The organism is Roseibium sp. SCP14 (genome assembly GCF_040329475.1).
In the GTDB taxonomy this organism is placed as follows: Bacteria; Pseudomonadota; Alphaproteobacteria; order Rhizobiales; family Stappiaceae; genus Roseibium.
The window spans coordinates 60,327-79,327 of record NZ_JBDZYH010000003.1 but is presented as its reverse complement, the minus strand read 5'-3'; the positions used below and the strand labels follow the sequence as shown (position 1 = coordinate 79,327).

The 19,001-nt window shown below is 56.3% G+C and carries 13 protein-coding genes; 2 read left to right on the top strand and 11 right to left on the bottom strand.

Annotated features, from left to right (window positions below; translation table 11 throughout):
• Window positions 1-164: 164 nt before the first annotated feature.
• The 11 genes from ABLQ08_RS13000 to ABLQ08_RS12950 form a co-directional block, all read right to left on the bottom strand.
• Window positions 165-1,829 (bottom strand): sulfatase-like hydrolase/transferase, encoded by a 1,665-nt coding sequence (locus ABLQ08_RS13000; protein WP_352942802.1) that lies wholly within the window; start codon window positions 1,827-1,829, stop codon window positions 165-167.
• Between the two features lie 83 nt (window positions 1,830-1,912).
• Complete coding sequence (locus tag ABLQ08_RS12995; protein WP_352942799.1) at window positions 1,913-3,145, bottom strand: DUF3179 domain-containing (seleno)protein; 1,233 nt, start codon at window positions 3,143-3,145, stop codon at window positions 1,913-1,915.
• Between the two features lie 154 nt (window positions 3,146-3,299).
• Window positions 3,300-4,475, bottom strand: coding sequence for a siroheme synthase (locus ABLQ08_RS12990; RefSeq protein ID WP_352944387.1), 1,176 nt, complete (start codon window positions 4,473-4,475; stop codon window positions 3,300-3,302).
• Between the two features lie 4 nt (window positions 4,476-4,479).
• On the bottom strand, window positions 4,480-7,167 hold the full coding sequence (locus tag ABLQ08_RS12985) for a nitrate reductase (protein WP_352942796.1): 2,688 nt from the start codon (window positions 7,165-7,167) through the stop codon (window positions 4,480-4,482).
• 92 nt (window positions 7,168-7,259) lie between these two features.
• Window positions 7,260-7,604, bottom strand: coding sequence for a nitrite reductase small subunit NirD (gene nirD, locus ABLQ08_RS12980; RefSeq protein ID WP_352942794.1), 345 nt, complete (start codon window positions 7,602-7,604; stop codon window positions 7,260-7,262).
• A complete protein-coding gene (gene nirB / locus ABLQ08_RS12975; RefSeq protein ID WP_352942791.1) occupies window positions 7,601-10,054 on the bottom strand; it encodes a nitrite reductase large subunit NirB in 2,454 nt (817 codons plus the stop codon). Before nirB ends, nirD begins: the two co-directional genes overlap by 4 nt.
• 17 nt (window positions 10,055-10,071) lie before the next feature.
• Window positions 10,072-11,832: an ABC transporter ATP-binding protein gene (locus ABLQ08_RS12970; protein WP_352942788.1), complete on the bottom strand. Its 1,761-nt coding sequence runs from the start codon at window positions 11,830-11,832 to the stop codon at window positions 10,072-10,074.
• 10 nt (window positions 11,833-11,842) lie between these two features.
• Entirely contained in the window at window positions 11,843-12,925 is a 1,083-nt protein-coding gene (locus ABLQ08_RS12965; protein WP_352942785.1) for an ABC transporter permease, read from the bottom strand.
• Between the two features lie 89 nt (window positions 12,926-13,014).
• Window positions 13,015-14,367, bottom strand: a complete 1,353-nt coding sequence (locus ABLQ08_RS12960; protein WP_352944385.1) for a CmpA/NrtA family ABC transporter substrate-binding protein — start codon at window positions 14,365-14,367, stop codon at window positions 13,015-13,017.
• A gap of 424 nt (window positions 14,368-14,791) precedes the next feature.
• A complete protein-coding gene (locus ABLQ08_RS12955) occupies window positions 14,792-15,901 on the bottom strand; it encodes a CmpA/NrtA family ABC transporter substrate-binding protein (RefSeq protein ID WP_352942782.1) in 1,110 nt (369 codons plus the stop codon).
• A 40-nt stretch (window positions 15,902-15,941) separates the two neighbouring features.
• Window positions 15,942-16,529, bottom strand: a complete 588-nt coding sequence (locus ABLQ08_RS12950; RefSeq protein WP_352942780.1) for an ANTAR domain-containing response regulator — start codon at window positions 16,527-16,529, stop codon at window positions 15,942-15,944.
• A 690-nt stretch (window positions 16,530-17,219) separates the two neighbouring features.
• Here ABLQ08_RS12950 and ABLQ08_RS12945 point away from each other — a divergent pair.
• Both ABLQ08_RS12945 and ABLQ08_RS12940 read left to right on the top strand, forming a co-directional pair.
• On the top strand, window positions 17,220-18,014 hold the full coding sequence (locus ABLQ08_RS12945; RefSeq protein WP_352942777.1) for a trypsin-like serine peptidase: 795 nt from the start codon (window positions 17,220-17,222) through the stop codon (window positions 18,012-18,014).
• Between the two features lie 172 nt (window positions 18,015-18,186).
• Window positions 18,187-18,999 carry an NAD kinase gene (locus ABLQ08_RS12940; RefSeq protein ID WP_352942774.1) on the top strand — a complete coding sequence of 271 codons (813 nt, stop codon included), beginning with the start codon at window positions 18,187-18,189 and terminating at the stop codon, window positions 18,997-18,999.
• Window positions 19,000-19,001: the final 2 nt, after the last annotated feature.

Here is a 19,001-nt window from a genome sequence, read left to right as displayed (position 1 = left end):
AGCCACCACAGCCGGAAAAACGATTGTTGCTCCGCATGGCCGAATTACAACACCGTCAACAATGACAGTGTCTTTTATTACGCTCTTTACCTTGAACGAGGTGCCCGTCACCTGGCGACTGTTATACGAACCGGATCCGCTACCCGGGTCGCACCATGCCCGTGCTACTTCTGAACCGATGCTCTTTTGACCATGAAGGCCTCGACGGCAGCCTGAGTTTCAGGTCGCAGATTTTCGATGCCTTCATAGGGAACGCCAGTGGCCGGGGCGCCATCCGGGTACTTCTCCTTGCGCGCCAGGTGACGCCCCAGAATTCGAACGAACTCTTGCCCACCCCAGGCGCCAACTTCCGTTGAGACGGGGTATTTCTCGTGCGTATCGCGAAAAATATCGAAGAAGTCGGCTCCAATCGCATTTTGCCCGGCGGCGGGCAGGTTCAGTTTCAGCTTGTCCTTGATAATGGCCTTGGGCGTATCGATTGAATATACGATGACGCTGTCCCGCCGCCCTTTGCTTTCATCTTCGAAAAGCAGAGAAGCGGATTGATCGACACCATCAATCAATCGATCGCGCGGAACGAAGTCCGTGGCTCCGGCAAATCGGGCAAGTGTCGTGTAGAGATCGGAAACATGAATGATGTTGTTCACGATCGTGTCCGCACCGATCATCTCCGGCCATCTTATAAAGGCATCGACCCTTATCCCGCCTTCTGTCGTGTCGCCCTTGCCGCCTCGAAAAATCATCGGTGTGAATCCTGATTGCGGCGAATACTTCGTGAAGTGCCCATTGTCGCCCATCAGAACAACAATCGTATTTCCGGAAATACCGAGCTCCTCCATCGCGGCGAAAATTTCGCCGAGCCAGCCGTCCAGCTGCTGCATCTTGTCAACGTAAAGCCCGCCATTCGGGCTCTCTGGCCCGTCCCGTCCCGTCCTCGTGTTGTCCAAGGGGAGCATCGGCCAATACTGAAGAAAGAACGGTTCTCCGGCAGCAGACAGTCGGCGCAATTCCTCGAGGGTCTTGTCCTGAAATGCCTGGTTCATTTCATCATATTTGGCAGAGTTCCAGCGTTCCCCCGTCTCCATCCGGACTTCACGGATTTTGCCGTCGGTCTCGCCTTCAATAACCGTGGCCATTGCAGATGCGTCCGGACGGAAAAAATCGTCCAGCGTGTAGGCAGGATCGAAATCCTGTATGCCGACGGAAACCTGCTCGCGAATGGCATCGTCATGATAGACCGTAAGCTGTCCTTGCTGATGCACGGCGTGCTGGGCATAGTCGAACCCCTGGTTCATGGCCCAACTTTCCGCGATATCTCCCATATGCCATTTGCCCACATGAGAAGTCGCATAGCCGGCTTTTTTCAATACCTCGGCAAGTGTAACTTCTTGTCTCGGAAGCCCGAAGCCGGCGATATCGACCGTTGTATCCCCCATCCCCATGCGCACCGGGAGGCGACCTGTCATCATTGCGACCCGTGTGGGAGTACAGGAAGGTTCGGTATACATTCGGACCATCCGCATACCCTCGTCGGAAAACCGGTTGATATTGGGTGTCTCATATCCTCGAACAGCGTTGAGCTCGGGTATTCCCATGTCCCCAAACCCGAGATCATCAATCAGGATATTGATAATGTTCGGTGGCTTTCCATCGTTCACCCGCCGGAATTCGGCAAGTTTTGCGTCGACTGCGGCGTCATCGGTTACCCATTGGTCAGAAAGCTGCGCTTCCAGTATGTAGTATTCGGCATCGTGAACAATTGGGGCGTCCTGCGCGTAAACCGCGGAAACTTGCATGAGGCCAATCGTCAGAAACAGCTTCCGGATCATTGATTTTCTCCTTAGCCTAACGTCGATACCGCTCTCTATTCATTTGCAGTGCGGGCCTTACCGCCGATCGAAACAGAACCGCATCAAGCCACCGCCTTCTTGGGCAGGCTTGTCCGGTTGATATCGGTGTTTGGAAAGAATTCGGCCCATACATGCCAGAACATGCCGGGTCTTAGGTTTTCAACTCTCTTGAGCTGTCCATTGGGAGTGCGCCCGAAAAAATCGACTTCGTTAACAGGTGCACCGGTGTCGTTGTACCAGACGCCCAGGCTTTCGAATGCGGGATCCCAGGCAATGACCAGCGCTTCCCCGCCGACGAGCGTATTGACGATGTTTCCGTTTGCGACAATGAAGTCGTCTGTCCAGCAAACAGCATCACCGTTGATCTCGACACCCCAAACGTAGGTCTTGTTGTGGAGCCGGTTATCCGACCGGCTCATATTGTCCATGATCGGCGCGGCAACACGATGCTGGCGGGAGATTTCCGAAGAAAACAGCGTCTCGATCGCCTTGTCGAACACAAACAGGACAGGGTTCGATGAGGGTTTGTTCAAGAACACCGTCCCGTCGGGATATGCTTTTCTGAAGCCTCGGAATGTCATCCGAAAAGTAGGCCAGGGTTTCATGGCAAGGCCGGGTTTGACAGGACAGGCGGCTCCACCGGGAGATTGCCGGGAATCCTTGTCGCGAAACCCGTAAATCTGCTGAATCGGCTCCCTCGTCCGATTGTCTCTTAGGATCAGATTGTTGCCGTGTTGGGCCAGAACCTCCAGGTCAAGTTTCTCGCCTTGGATTTCCGGAGAATACCCGATACCCAGATTGGCCATGGCACAATAAGTCATGATGACGTTTTCGCCATCCAGACCTTCGTTGTTTCCGGCAAGATGCGGTCGCAGGATCTCCGCATCCGGATGAGCCCGGGCAACGCCATTGTTTTCAAGGACTAGAACCTGGCTGGAGGGACTGACCCACTCTTCCGCTTCGGAGATCGGATAGTAGCGCGCGGTATCTTTCTGGTTCCTGAGCCCCACATGAACCCAGATGTAGGGAAATCCATACAGGAAGGCTGTGAGAAGTATCGAAACCAGCCACACCCAGAATGCCCCGCCCCCCAGAGCAAAATGGGCAAACGTCATGACGACCGCGCCGCCGAGACCTATGGCGATCAGACGATATTCGTTTCGGATGAACCTCAGCATGTTCTCGCGTTTGACACGAAGAACCATCTGACTGACGTCACCAAGGTCACGAAAATATAGAAATCCAATCCCGAGAGAAACCACGAGACCTATCACAAACAGCAAGAGGCCTAACATGCGAACTCCCCCTTAACCGGCCGAATTCAATAGGCTTCCACCCCATTCTTCCCCAACGTAAGGAAATAATCCACCCCACGGTCGGAATTCGTATCATTTCCGCCGGAATGATCGAAAAACAGGGCACTGCCCGTTTCCGCTCGCGCACCTTGCTTCAGGCAAATCCCGACCTTCGACGATGCTGTTCTTTCGAACTAGAGCGTCGATCGCTCCACCAGCCTCTTTCGACGGGCAAGACCTCTGCATCGGGAAAACGGTCAACAGATCCTGTCTGGCGAACAGTTTGCTTCGACGCCTCTTGTTCAAACAGCACTACAGGAACAACGGTCACTGCAAAGCCAGACTGTTCAAGTAGTCTCAGACTTTCCTTTTCAATGAACGCGCTTCCCGAATTGAGCCGGACAACATGCTTTCCCTGTTGCACTTCGGACAAAATCCGATTGTTGACACCTACCTGAGAGCAATCCCTTCGATGATGGATGGTTTCTGCTGGAATGCGTTGAGCTTCCCTACGCGCCAGTTCAAGAATTTCGTCGCTCACCAGCTCATCAAAGAAGATGGTATCCGCCGATTGCAGCGCTCTGAGAGCTTTCAGGGTGAGAAGATCCGCATCGCCGTTTCCCGTGCCGACAAGTGTGATACGGCCGGGTCGAGATGTCTTTGCATTGGCAATCAGAACAGAAGAAAACTTCTCCAGATCAGTAGTTTGGCTCACTTCACCAGAAAGCGCGCGATCTGAAAACATTTCCCAAAATAGCCGTCGCTCTTGCCCAGCGCTCAGGCTCTTCATGATCCTGGTTCTTATCCGCCCGGCCAATTCCGCCCAGCGCTCCAGACCACGAGGAAGAAGTGCCTCAATTCGCCGGCGAATGGCCTGCCCCAGAATTGGAGCAACGCCATTTGTCGAAATTCCGATCACCACAGGCGATCGGTTGACGATGGAACCAAACTGAAAGTCGCAATGCGCAGGATTGTCGATCACATTGACAGGAACCCCAGCCGCGTGGGCTGCTTTTTTGATTGCCATTGCTTCGTCGTCATCAATTGCATCCGCAACAATCAGGCAGACGTCGTCAAAGCAATTCTCCTTCCAGTGTTTCGCGTGGTGCAAGATCCGTCCCTTGACACTGTCCGTGCCAATCAGGTCTTTGAACGACAAATCAAGGTCCGGCGCAAAAACATGCACTTCGGCACCGCTGGCAGCCAGGAGCTCAGCTTTCCACGTAGCCGCATCCGTACCCCCGATGACGGCAACCCTGCGTCCTTCCAGTCGAAAAAACAGCGGCAGGCACGCCAGCGGCGCGATACGCTTCGGACATCTACGCCTCATTGCATCACCCCGTTCGTGCAAGATCATCGCCATTGAGATCCTCCTGAACATGGTCATCGAGCAATGCCTGAATTTCAGACCGGCATGAGCCACAATTGGTTCCCGCTTTCAGACGGGCACCAATTTCCTGCAGCGTCTCGACCCCCTGCCGAGCTGCTTCCGCAATCTGATTGCAACCAATCTGAAAACAGGAACAAACCGTTGCGCCAGGATCAGGCCGGTCCCCGGGCGGTCGCCCGGCGAGCACCTGGAACCGTTTCTGCCTTGACATCGGTGTTGCCGTCAGGAGGCCGCACGCCCATTGCCTGGTCACCTCAACCGGTCCTTTGGAGAAAAAGAATGCAGCCAGCAAAGTGTCGTCCGACCAGTAAGCCAGTCTGCACCAACCTGCGGCGCTATCATCAGCGCGCAAAAAGACGTCAGATGTTTCGATGATGCTTGCGGCGATCTTCTGGAAATCGGCATCGCTTTTCGCAGCAAATTCCAACCGATATCCGCCTTCAACGGGTGCCAGAGCCCAGTAGTCCATCGACAGGTTGCGAGGCCTTTCTTTCAAAACAGCGAACCCGAACCAGCCCATGTCCTTCCTGGCGATCGACACCGGCGTAAATTTGGAACCCGGCTGCCCCGAATGAGAGTCCGTTTCCGGAGCAACCACGGCATCGATCCGGGCGCATGAGGCAAACCTGCTGGTCCAGTGCATCGGAACATAGACATTGCCTTTGCGGACACGCTCGGTGACCAGCGCTCGAACGACCGCTTTGCCATAAGAGCTTTTCACTTCGACGATGTCTGCTGCCGAAATGCCCTGCACCGCAGCGTCATCGGGATGTATTTCCACGAAAGGCTCCGCAATGTGGGACATCAGCCGGGCAGCTTTGCCGCTGCGGGTCATGGTGTGCCACTGGTCGCGGATACGGCCGGTGTTCAGGACAAACGGATAGTTCCGCTCGCGTTTTTTCGGGACCTTATAGGCGACGGGAATGAATTGCCCCTTCCGCCCGTCTGTGAAGAAGTTGCCGTTTGCAAAAAATCGCGTTTGTGCGGGTGCGGTTTCAGTCGGTCGTGGCCATTGAAAAGGTGACAGTTCACTGTAGACCGGGTCGGATATATTCCTGACCGCACCGATATCGAAATCCCGGGTGCCGCCATTTCTGTGACCTGAAAGTGCAGCATGTTCGCGAAAGATCGCAGCTGGCCCCGAATACGAGAACGCTTCTCTGTAGCCCAAACGCCTGCCGATTTCCGTCAACTGCCACCAATCCGGCCGAACATCTCCAGGAAGATCCAGAAACTGCCTTTGCCGGGAAATTCGCCGTTCAGAATTGGTGACTGTCCCATCCTTTTCTCCCCAGGCGGCTGAGGGAAGCAGAACATCGGCATACCGCACCGTGGCCGCCGTTTTCGTGACTTCGGAGACCACAACGAATGGACAGGCTTTCAGTGCCTCCGCAACACCATCCGCATCCGGCAGACTGTCGACCGGACTGGTCGCCATGATCCAGAGCGCCTTGATCTTGCCGGCCTTGACCGCTTGAAAAAGATCCACGGCCTTCAGGCCTGGTTCTTCGGCGATGACAGGGCTTTGCCAGAACTCCCTGACGATCTCGCGGTGATGCGGATTTTCCAGAGCCATATGTCCGGCAAGCATGTTCGCCAGACCACCGACTTCGCGTCCACCCATGGCATTGGGCTGTCCGGTGACGGAAAACGGCCCCATGCCCGGCTTGCCGATCCTGCCGGTTGCCAGATGAGTGTTGATGATGGCGTTGACCTTGTCGGTGCCGACGACTGATTGATTGACGCCCTGACTATAGACGGTCACCGTCTTCTCGTTGCGCGCAACCATCTTGTAGAACAACGCGATGTCCCGGCGCGACAGCCCCGTCTTCTCGGCGATCAGTCCAATTTCGCAGGGCTCTGCAGCTTGAATCGCAGTGTCAAAACCTTCGGTGAAACGATTGATATAACTGCGGTCCAGAACATCCGCTTCGGCCAGAAACGCAAGCAACCCGTTGAACAGGGCAACATCCGTATCCGGCTTTATTGCCAGATGCAGATCGGCAAGGGCACAGGTCGCCGTCTGGCGCGGGTCAATCACGACAATCCGCATTGCCGGGTTAGCGACCTTTGCCGCTTCCAGCCGCTGAAACAGCACCGGATGACACCAGGCGAGGTTGGAACCGACCAGCACGACCAGATCCGCCAGCTCAAGATCCTCATAGGTTCCCGGCACCGTGTCGGAACCGAAGGCCCGACGATGACCAGCCACAGATGACGCCATGCACAGGCGGGAATTGGTATCAATGTTGGCCGAGCCGATGAACCCCTTCATCAGTTTGTTAGCGACGTAATAGTCCTCGGTCAGGATTTGGCCGGAAACATAAAAGGCGACGCTGTCCGGACCGTGTTCTTCAACTGCGCGCGAGAACTTTTTTTTGACAAGATCGAGCGCCGAATCCCAGTCGCTCCGATTGCCGCCGATTTCCGGAAAGAGCAGACGATCCTCCAGCGACAGTGTGTCGCCAAGAGCCGATCCCTTTGAACACAACCGCCCGAAATTCGACGGGTGATCGGGATCGCCTGTGATGGAAACGCTGCCATCAGGCTGCGGCGTTGCAAGCACGCCGCAACCGACACCGCAATAAGGGCATGTGGTCTTGACCGTTTCAGTCGGATTTTCGGCGCTCACCCTGCCCTCCTTTCCGTTTCCTCTCCAGACCCTGGAGCGTGGGAATTGTTCTGGGTGTCTGATGGAACCATGGGCGCAACATGGATGGATGGTTATCCGGCACGGCGCGCAAGATCGTCTGCCGCCAACAGAACCTTGCCGCCCTCGACCTTGGCAGCCGTGACAGCGACCGAACCTTCATCCGCCCCCTTGGCGAGGCCGGTTGCCAAATCGAAGACCCAGTTGTGCAACGGGCAGGTCACTGACGTTCCATGAACGATGCCCTGGCTGAGCGGGCCGCCCTTGTGCGGACACCGGTCGTCAATGGCGTAGACTTCGTCGTGCACGGTGCGGAAAACGGCAACACAGCCGGCATCCGTCTTCACCACCCGCGCACCTTCGCGTGGGATGTCGGCAAGGTCGCCGATGGCCACCCAGTTTCTGGTTTCCGCGTTCATTCGGCCGCCTCCGTCTGCAGAACTGCCATCGGCTTGAATTCGTGTTTGTCCTTGCCGGAAACCCGTTCCGACCAGGGATCTACCTGAGCAAATTTCTGAGAGAAGACAAAGCGGTCGAAATAAGCCTTGCGCCTGTCGACATCGTTCATGATCTGGCTGCGGACCTCATCATGGCCGACACGCTTGGCCCACTTGTAGATCCGCTCCAGATAGTGCCCCTGCTCTCGGTACATCTGGGTCAGCGCCACCACATGTTCGAGCGCTTCGTCCTCGGTCTTCACCAGCCCGAGAATTTCGGTCCCCTTGATGTCGAGACCAGCGGCCCCGGCAAAGTGGATTTCGTAACCGCTGTCGACGCAGACGATGCCGATGTCCTTGCAGGTAGCTTCGGCACAGTTGCGCGGACAGCCGGAGACGGCCAGTTTTAACTTGGCAGGTGTCCATGAGCCCCACATGAACTTCTCAAGCCTGATACCTAGTCCTGTTGAATCCTGTGTTCCGAAACGGCACCAATCAGAACCGACGCAGGTCTTCACTGTCCGCAGCCCTTTCGCATAGGCCTGCCCGGACACAAATCCAGCCTTGCCGAGATCGGCCCAAACCGCCGGAAGGTCTTCCTTCTTGATGCCGAGCATGTCGATGCGCTGACCACCGGTGCATTTAACCGTCGGAATGTCGAATTTATCGACAACATCCGCAATCGCCCGCAACTCCTTGGACGAGGTCACGCCGCCCCACATGCGCGGCACCACGGAATAGGTCCCGTCCTTCTGGATGTTGGCGTGAACACGCTCATTGATGAAGCGGGACTGATAATCGTCCGCATATTCGCTCGGCCAGTCGGACACGAGATAGTAGTTGAGTGCCGGACGGCATTTGGCGCAGCCGCCGGAAGAGCCCCATTCAAGCTCCTGCATGACCGCCGGAATTGATTTGAGCTCTTTGGATCTGATCAGCCTGCGAACTTCGTCATGGCCAAGGGGCGTGCAGCCGCACATTGGCGTGACAGCCGCCGGATTGTAGGCATCGCCGAGCGTAGACTGCATGAGCTGTTCGACCAGTCCGGTGCAGGTGCCACAGGATGCGGACGCCTTGGTGTGGGCACGCACATCGTCCAGCGTGGTAAGCCCCTTGTCCTTGATCGCCGTGACAATCTTTCCCTTGCAAACGCCGTTGCAGCCGCAGATTTCCGCATCATCCGGCAAGGCTGCAACGGCCACCGTAGGGTCCAGAGGGGCGCCCCCCTGATAGGCCTGGCCGAATATAAGTGTTTCGCGCATTTCGGAGACGTCGGTCTCCTTCTTGAGCAGGTCGAAGAACCAAGGGCCGTCAGCCGTTTCGCCGTAAAGCACAGCCCCAATAATCCTGTTGCCCTTGAGGACAAGACGCTTGTAGACACCGGCGGAGGCGTCACGCAGGACAATTTCCTCGCGATCATCGCCTTCGGCAAAGTCGCCCGCGGAATAAAGATCGACACCGGTGACTTTCAGCTTGGTCGCGGTCACCGAGCCGGTGTATTCCGAAGCCCCTTCAAGCAGGTTGTCAGCAATGACTTCCGCCATCTCGTAAAGCGGCGCTACCAAGCCATAACACATGCCGCGATGTTCGACGCATTCGCCCAGCGCGAAGATGTCTTCATCGCTCGTGCGCAAGTCGTTGCCAACGAGAATACCGCGGTTGACGTCCAGGCCGACGGACTTGGCAAGATCCGCCGATGGCCGGATCCCGACCGCCATCACCACGATGCTGGCCTCGATCTCAGTGCCGTCATCCAGGCGGATGGCTTTGACCTTGCCTGTTCCATCATCGACGATTTCATGGCTGTCGGCCTTTGTCAGAACGTCAATGCCACGGCGCTTGAATTCCTCTTCCAGAAGAAAACCGGCCGCCGGATCGAGTTGCCGTTCCATCAAGGTCGGCATCAGGTGCAGGACGGTGACATCCATCCCCTGCATCTTGAGACCGGCGGCTGCTTCCAGCCCCAGCAGACCGCCACCGATGACGACGGCCCGTCCGCCGCCCTTCGCCGCGTCCAGCATCTTGTCGACATCGTCCAGATCCCGATAGGTCAGAACCCCGTCAAGGTCCTTGCCCGGCAGCGGGATGATGAATGGATTGGAACCGGTCGCGATCACCAGTTTGTCGTAGGATGCGGTAATGCCGTTTTCCGATGTGACCGTTTTCGCGTCCCGGTCGATCTCGCTGATCCGCGCCGATTTGTGCAGGGTCACGCCATTTTCGGCGTACCAGTCATCGCCATGCGTAATGATGTCTTCGTAGGTCTTTTCGCCGGACAGCACCGGCGACAGCATCAGCCGGTTGTAATTGACCCGCGGCTCCGCGTTGAAGATCGTGACATCGTAAGCGTCTTTGTCCTTGTCGAACAGGTATTCCAGCATCCGGCCGGGGGCCATTCCATTGCCGACAATAACGAGTTTCTGTTTGGTCATTTTCTCCCTCCACCCCTTCATTCGGCAGCTTCGATGGTGGCTTTTTGCCGGGCCATGCGGGCAGCCCGCTTTTCCTGAATGGATTTCAGTTGTTCTTCACTTGGATCGGCGCCGCCCTCATAAGCTTCCAGGAAGTCCAGAAGTTCCTCGCGGTAGGCGTAATAGTCGGGATGGGCCAGCAACTCCTTACGCGAGCGCGGCCGTGGCAGATCCACTTCCATGATGTTGCCGATACGGGCATTCGGTCCGTTGGACATCATCACCACGCGGTCGGCCAGCAGGATCGCTTCGTCGACATCGTGGGTGACGCAGACCGCGGTCACCTGAGTGCGCTTCCAGACATCCATGAGAACGTCCTGAAGTTCCCAGCGCGTCAGGCTGTCGAGCATGCCGAACGGTTCATCCAGAAGCAGTAGCTTCGGTGACAGGGCGAAGGCGCGGGCGATGCCGACACGCTGCTTCATGCCGTTGGACAGGTCAACTGCCGCCTTCTGCATGGCATCGGCCAGACCGACCTTGGACAGGTAATATTCGATGACGTCCCGCTTTTCGGCCTTGGTCGCGTCCGGGTAGACCTTGTCGACCCCGAGTTCAACATTCTCATAGGCCGTCAGCCACGGCATCAGGCTCGGAGCCTGAAAAACCACCGCCCGGTCGGGCCCTGCCTGCGTAACATGGGTGCCATCCAGAACAATCGCCCCTTCCGTGATCGGATTGAGACCCGCCACCATGGAAAGCACCGTCGACTTGCCGCAGCCGGAGTGACCGATCAGGGTGATGAACTCGCCCTTCTTCATCTTCAGCTCAAAACCGTCGACAACGGTCAGCGGCCCCTTGGGTGTCGGATAGACCTTCTTGAGCTGGGAGAAATCCAGATACCGGTCCTGATTGATCGTCTCGGCCGCCCGTTCATAGGCAGCGGGCAACTTGTCTCCGCGTCTGTTCCGCTGGGTGATCGGAACAATGTTCGGCAGAACGATATCCCGCTCCAGAACCGCACCGCGCTCGGCTCCGGCAGCCATCAGGTATTCGGTGACTTCCGCGCGCAATCTGATGAAATCCTCATCATGATTGAGTTTCCCCCTGTCCCGGGGACGCTTGAACGGCACCTTGAATTCCGGACCAAGACTTGCAGGTGTGCCCGGCTTCAATGGAATGATGCGGTCGGCAAGGAGGATTGCTTCATCCACGTCGTTGGTGATGAGGATGATGGTTTTCTTTTCCTCGTCGCAGATCGCTGCAAATTCATCCTGAAGCTTGGAGCGGGTGAGTGCGTCCAATGCGGAAAGCGGCTCATCCAGCAGCAGGAGTTCCGGTTGCATGGCGAGCGCACGCGCCACGGCCACGCGCTGACGCATGCCACCCGACAGTTCCGACGGCTTGCGCTCCTTGGCGTAACCCAGTCCAACCATCTCGATATACTTGTCGCAGATGGCCTTCCGCTCGGCGGCACTCTTTTTCTTGAAGACGCTGTCCACCGCCAGAGCAACGTTTCCGGCAACCGAAAGCCACGGCATCAGCGAATAGGACTGGAAGACAACACCGCGGTCGGGGCTCGGACCTTCGATCTCCTTGCCCTTGAAAATGACCCCGCCCTGATCGGGTTCGATCAAACCGGCGAGCAGGGAAATCAGGGTCGTCTTGCCCGTGCCGGAGAAACCGACAATGGCTATGAACTCGCCCTCTTCCACCTTGAGGCTGATACCTTCCAGCACGTCGGTCCGGTCGGCGCCTTCGCCGTAGGACTTGGAGACTGCGGAAATTTCCAGAAAGGACATGTCCGTCTCCTTACCGGTTTGCCGAGAAGGTGAAGGCGCGCTGCAAGGCATACATCAGCCGGTCCAGCATGAAGCCGATGATGCCGATGGTCAGAACCGCCACCATGATTTTCGCCAGTGACTGGGAAGATCCGTTCTGGAACTCATCCCAGACGAACTTGCCGAGACCCGGGTTCTGCGCCAGCATTTCCGCGGCGATCAGCACCATCCAGCCCACGCCCAGCGACAGGCGCAGCCCGGTGAAGATCAGCGGCAGCGAGGACGGCAGAACCAGTTTGGTGACGGTCTTCCAGGTCGGCAGTTGCAGGACACGGCCGACATTCATCAAGTCCTTGTCAACGGATGCCACGCCCAGCGCGGTGTTGATCAGGGTCGGCCACATGGAGCAGAGCGTTACGGTCACTGCAGAAATCAACAGCGACTTGGACAGCCAGTCGACTGGGTTGGCATAAGTCGCCGAGACGATCATCGTCACGATCGGCAACCATGCGAGCGGTGACACCGGCTTGAAGATCTGGATAAGCGGGTTGATCGCGCCGTTGATCGTGCGTGACAGACCGGACGCGATCCCGAGCGGCACCGCAATGATAGTCGCAATCAGGAAACCGAGACCGACGGTTTTCAGCGAGGTACCGATCTGATCGATATAGGTCGGCTTGCCGGTATAGGTGCGGAACTTGATCTTGTCGGTTTTGCCTTCCGCCTCGTATTTGGCGTTGCGCTTGTCCTGGCGCTCATAAAAGGCAGCTGCCTTTTCACGTTCGCGTAGATGGTCGTCCCACAGGTTGACTGTTTGCGACCAGACCTGCGCCGGACCGGGCACCGCACCAAGCGATGTCTGGACTTGGGGAGCAAGAACGGCCCAAAGCAACAGGAACGTCGCAATCCCCAGGAGCGGGATCAGAAGAACCCGCCTGAGTTCGCCGAGTTGTTCTTTCGGGTTGTCACCGGCTGCGATTTTCAAAAGCGGCACGGTCCATGACAGGCCAAGCGCATCCAGCCAGCCGGCAGCTTTGTTTATTCGTGTGAACAGCTTTTCCCGGCGTTCGGCGCGGGCAAGACTCTGACCGCCTGCAGTATCGGCATTGGCCATTTGTGCGTCCTCGTTTCGTGGTTTCGCTATCTGGTTTTTCGAAAAAAGGCGAAGCGGCAGGCTACGTTCGCCGCTCCAGTTTGGGGTCGCTAGCCTCCGACGACTTCGTTTCCGTCGACGATCTGCTTACCTTTCAGTCCGATCGGCAGGCTGTCGATGTAGGCATTCGGCCGTTTGCCGTCGTAGGGAATGCCGTCGATGATGTCCTCAGCCGGTGTCGGCAAACGATAGCCATCGGAGTCCCAGGGGAAGTCTTCCTGGGCGACATGACCTTCTTCGACCAGCAGTTCAGCGGCTTTCAGGTAGATGTCCGGGCGATAGACCGATTTGGCGACTTCGTCATACCAGCTGTCAGGCTTGTACTCGCCGATCTGACCCCAGCGGCGCATCTGGGTCAGATACCAGACGGCATCGGAGTAGAACGGATAGGTCGCGTGGTAGCGATAAAAGACGTTGAAGTCCGGTACGTCGCGCTTGTCGCCCTTCTCATATTCGAAAGTGCCGGTCATGGAATTGGCGATGACTTCCGCATCCGCCCCGACATATTCCGAGCGGGCCAGGATCTCGACCGCTTCCATCCGGTTGGCATTCTCATTCTCGTCCAGCCACTTGGCCGCGCGGATCATGGCCTTGGTAAGGGCAAGTGTGGTGTTCGGATTTTCCTCGGTGAATTCCTTGGTCAGCCCGAACACCTTCTCAGGGTTGTTCTTCCAGATTTCGTAGTCGGTAATGACCGGAACACCGATCCCCTTGAATACGGCCTGCTGGTTCCAGGGTTCGCCGACGCAATAACCGTGAATGGTGCCTGCCTCGAGCGTTGCCGGCATCTGCGGCGGCGGCGTCACGGACAAGAGCGCATCCGCCTGGATCTGACCGGAAATGTCTGCTTCCGAATAAAAGCCAGGATGAATGTCGCCGGAAGCAAGCCAGTAACGCAGCTCGTAATTGTGGGTTGAGACCGGGAAGACCATGCCCATGTTGAACGACTTGCCCTCGTCCAGGAACTGGTCGACGACCGGTTTCAGCGCCGTTGCCTTGACAGGATGTACCGGCTTGCCGTCTGCCTGCATTTCCAGGTGCGGCTTCATCATCTCCCAGATCTCGTTGGAAACGGTGATGCCGTTGCCGTTGAGGTCCATGGAAAACGGCGTGACGATATGAGCCTTGGTGCCGAAGCCGATGGTCGCTGCCAGCGGTTGGCCGGCGAGCATGTGCGCGCCGTCGAGTTCGCCGGTAATGACCCTGTCGAGCAGAACCTTCCAGTTGGCCTGCGGCTCAAGAGTAACGAACAGGCCCTCTTCTTCGAAGTAGCCGAGCTCATAGGCGATGGCGAGCGGTGCCATATCCGTCAGTTTGATGAAACCGAAGGTAAGTTCGTCCTTTTCCACGTCCAGCATCTCTGCAAAGGCGCCGGAGGCTGGCACCAAATTTGCGGCTGTCATCAAGGCGCCAAGCGCAACCCCGTGACTGATTTTTGCTGATTTTGCCATTGTCACGTCCTGTTCCCTCTTCTGTCCCTCGCCCGTGAAAAAACGGGGCCGGGCGCAAACAAAAAGCCGCCGACTGACCCTGCACGCGTGGGAGGAGGAAGCATGCAAGTCAGATCGGCGGCTTTGCCTGTGCGCCCTTCAGTGGACGCTTTGTAGATTGAGCCAGCATTGGCCACTCAACCTTAAAAGCAGGAAGCGTGCCAACTCTGAGAATTTGGTTTTATTTGTTTATTTTCAAATTCTTATATAGATTTTCGCAACGTTCGATAATTCGGGAGATGCTTGTTTAATCGGCTAAAGCAAAAGGCAATTGATCTTTTTTTGTGCAGCGCAGCGAATTGACCTCAAAACAGGCATCACTCAAATGACTGGCGAATCAAGTATCAACACCATCGAACAATCGAATGCCATTCGTGCCAACCGGATGCGGCAAGTTCAACGCGGCAAGATAGATTTCAGGAGAGAAGATTTCCTGTGCTTGCCTCTGGGCCTTAATTGAACGCTCCACCTGGCCCCAACGCACCATCTGATCATAAAACCATTTGCCGTGAGCCATTGATGGCATGGCATTCACACCGCCAGCAAAGGAAAGGAAGCCGGGCACCATATTTTCGCCCTGTTGACCGAACCGTATCCGTCCGGTCAGCGCAGGAATGCATGCTTCTGCTGATAAGTTCAAATATTCTCTTTTGGACAAAAGCTCTGCGAGTTCGTTGGTGTTTTCCGGCAACGCACACCAGTCGGCCGCTGCCGACAAAGCCCTGATAAGTCTGGACAGCAATTCAGGATTTTCCCTGGCCCAATCTGTGCTCACACCCAGCACCTTTTCCGGACTGTCGGGCCAGATTGCTTGCTTGTAGGTCACTATCCGGCCCGTACCTGCCAATACGGCAACCGTGTTCCAAGGCTCACCGACACAGTAGCCATCCAATTGGTGAGCCGCGAGAGCATCGGCCATCAAACGCGGCGCCAGCACTGTGACTTCAACATCGTTATCAGGATCTATTCCGGCCGCGGCCAACCAATAGCGCAATTCATAAGCATGTCCGGAAAACGGGTGTACCACGCCAAAACGCAAAGGCGACATCCCCGAAGCTCTGCGGGCGCTTATGACGGATGCCAGCGCCTTGCCCGTTGGTTTTGGATCCCCCCCAGCATCAGCCCCTGCCGCTTCCATTTCCATCCAGAGCGATTGAGCAACCGTGATCGCGTTACCGCCGAGCCCGAGCAACATGGGCGCCAGCATTGGAACCGCGAGGCTGGTCAAATTCAGGCTGGCGGCAATCGGCATGGGGGCCAACATGTGCGCCACATCAAAATGGCCAACCGCGATCCTGTCCCGGATATTGGCCCAGGAGGTTTCGCGAACGAGTTTCAGTGCTATTCCTTCCTGCTCGGCAAACCCCTTTTCGCGTGCCACCGCAAGCACGGCACAGTCCAGAAGCGGAATAAAACCGGCGATAATCCGAGTTGATTGACTAGCCATTCTTCTCCACCTTCCGAACCAAAACAGCGCCCATCGCTCGTCAGTCTCCCAGCAGTCCACTTGCGATAAGCAGGCTCTGTGCAACGTCAATGATCTTTCGGTTCTGGCTCATGGCCGTGCGCCTCAAGAGATCATATGCCTCCTGCTCTGAAAGTGCCTTGGTTGCCATGAGAATGCCCTTGGCCTTGTCGATGACCTTGCGGTCAGCCAGCTCATTGCGGACCTCTTCGAGCTCCCGGGCGAGTTTCGAGAACGCACGGAAGCGGCTTATTGCCATTTCCATGATCGGCTTCACCCTCTCCCGCGTCAGACCGTCAACGACATAGGCGGAAACGCCGGCATCAACCGCCGCCTCGATCGAATGACTGTCAGCCCTGTCTACAAACATGGCGATCGGACGGTGAACCGCACGAGACACCTGAAACATGTGCTCGAGCCGGTCCCGATTGGGATTTTCAAGATCAATGACGATCACATCCGGATTGACCTCCGCGATGCGTCTGACGATCCCGCCCATCTGGTGAACGAGAATGACTTCCTCATGCCCTGCATCGCGCAATCCCTGCTCGATGATCGAAGCCCGCATCCGGTTTTCATCTATGACAAGTATGGTCAGCCCACCGCTCATGCCTCTATTATGCGCAGGGCTATTTTTTATGCAACACAAATGCTGCGACGCAGCAAAATCGACCTGCATAGACCGCGATCAAGACACCGCAACACCCTCAGGAAACAACAACAGCACTCGCAGAAAGAAATTCAATGCACACGATTTCAGCGCACGGGACTTAAGTACCTACCGATGGAATTGCACCAAGTCGACAATCTCACCCGCCCCGCTCCGGACCGCAAAAGCTACACGATCTCAGATTTATATCACTCATCAAATAATCGCTCACGACACACCTGAGTCATGACTTCATCTTGAAACTCACTCACGATCCAACCTTTTGTAAAAATGAAACAATTCAAGATATCTCAAGACAAGATCGCACTCGATTAAATCGCATCATAATAAACATTTACAATTAGGTGAATTGAGCTTTCTGCAGAACCATGACAGCCAACTGGTCCGAAAAACCGTCATCAGCATGGCTATTGATGTGCCCTCCAGGCAACCACATCGACTCCGTGCTCTACACTCGAAACGAATGCGTGACTGTGCGTTGGGGACACTTGCAAACCCAACTCCAGGACCATTTGCTCACCTCTTGGCAACAACCGCCTTCTTGTCTGATAATGAAGCGCATTTCCAGATAGAAATCAGCTTTCGTTGCGCTTCGAGCTACCAAACAAGCAGATACAGCAGACCGTCGATATGAGATTTTTGAAACTTGCCTGCCCCCTCAAGCAATCGAAGTTATTGCTCTGGGCTTCGATCATGACGGCAGCGCTCCTCATCGCAACGACCTCCGTTTCCGCACCAGCAGCCGACCCCGAATTGAAGGTGATCGACAGCACGGATTTTCCCTGGCGCTCGATTGGACGCGTAAATTTTGCCGGCTACAGAACCACTTCCATGTGCACCGGGACCCTCGTTGCGCCAAAGGTTGTTCTCACGGCGGCGCATTGTCTCTATCACGCCAGAACCAGGAAGCCGTTGCCGGTGGAAGACGTGCTCTTCATCGCCGGCGTCAGGCGGGACGAATACGCCGCGCGACTGGAGGCAGATTGCATCCTGACACCAGAAGGTTTCGTTCCCGAACAGCGCCCCAAAATACGGGACATTCACAACGACTTCGGCCTCATCATCCTGAAGGAAAAAAGCGCACTTCCTCCGGTACTTCCACTGGAAACGGACAAAGCGGGTCAGTTAAGCAAAGCCACCCGCTTTCAGGCGGTCGGCTACCGGCGCAGCCGCCGCTTCCTGCCGACGGTAGTCACTTCCTGCAAAATACTTGGCGCCGCTCATAAAAGCTGGGTCACGGATTGCGCGACCGAAAATGGTGCCTCCGGCGGCCCTCTTCTTTTGCAAACTCCGGATGGACTGCGCGTTGCGGGTCTGACCTCGGCGAAAATCGATGACCAGCGTTCCGCAATCGTACCGTTTCTGGAATGGCGCACTTTCCTGGAAAACGCCTCCTGTACATCCGGCGCAGCACGCTCTAACTGATCAATTGGGCCACACGGATGACTGCCAACCCTCCCTCAGTAAATTGAATCTTTTTTTACCCCTAGGCACCATTGCCCGCTATGGTGCAATCTGTCATCTCCCGCTATCCAGGTAACTTCGATTAAGTTCTTGGACAGCCAGAGAAATTGAAGCTGCAAAGATCCGTTTGACGATGAACCAATCTGCGCCCCCTCCTCAGCACTCGCGCCTCCAGCCAATTGCGGCGGAGAAGCTCGCATTTGTCGCAAGCGATACAAATGAAGCCCAGGCCGCACTGAAGGATCTGTCGAGCCGCTATGGTAACGTCTCCGCAGAAGAAGCAGATGTCATCGTGGCTCTGGGTGGCGATGGACTGATGCTTCAAACGCTTCATACACATATGGGAAGCGGCAAACCCATCTACGGCATGAACCGCGGATCAGTCGGTTTTCTGATGAACGAGTATCAGAACAACGATCTGGTAGAGCGTCTTGCCAAAGCCGACATCACGACCATTCGACCTCTGGAAATGACGGCGACAGACGAGGAAGGCGAAGAACACAAGGCCCTGGCCATCAATGAAGTCTCTCTGCTCCGGCAAACATCGCAAGCTGCACGGCTCAAGATTTCGGTCGATGACAGGGTGCGCCTGGAAGAACTCGTCTGCGACGGCTGCCTTGTTGCAACGCCGGCCGGCAGCACGGCCTACAACCTGTCTGCCCATGGTCCGATCCTGCCGATCTCCGCTCAACTGCTGGCTCTCACCCCCATCAGTGCTTTCCGTCCCCGCCGCTGGCGAGGTGCTTTGCTGCCCAATTGGGCCAAGGTCGACATTGAAATTCTCAATCCGCACAAGCGCCCGGTCAGCGCTTCAGCCGATCACACGGAAATTCGCCGCGTGAAACATGTCTCGGTCAGCGAATCCGCGGTGTCGGAAGGCATCATCATGTTCGATTCCGATCACGGCTGGGATGAACGCATCCTGACGGAAATGTTCCGGTACTAGAA